We start from the raw sequence: 294 nt of genomic DNA on the forward strand, positions 1-294 counted from the left end.
CCGGCGGCGAGTTTTGCCCGTCGACTTATGCTGCCCGTGAGCAACGACACATTGCTTCGGGTGGTTAGAAAGCGCGGCTGGTCGTTGCGATCGATCGCATCGCGCACCCGCGCCAGCACCCGCTGCGCCTCGCGCGACAAAGCAGGGATGTCGATGGCGACACGATGCCGGATCGCGCGTTCCTCGGCCTCATACTTGTGCCCGGCCTCGGCGCGCAGACGCACGTAGCGCTCGATGTCGTGCTTGAGCGCCGGCACATTGGCCTCGGCGCGCTGACGCACCTGCTTCTCGGCC

The 294-nt window shown here is 67.0% G+C and carries 1 pseudogene; it reads right to left on the reverse strand.

The features are described from left to right. Nucleotides 1-294, reverse strand: a pseudogene (locus tag AC0L3P_RS40275) (hypothetical protein); the annotation flags it as partial.

Source organism: Bradyrhizobium sp. WSM4874 (genome assembly GCF_055811835.1).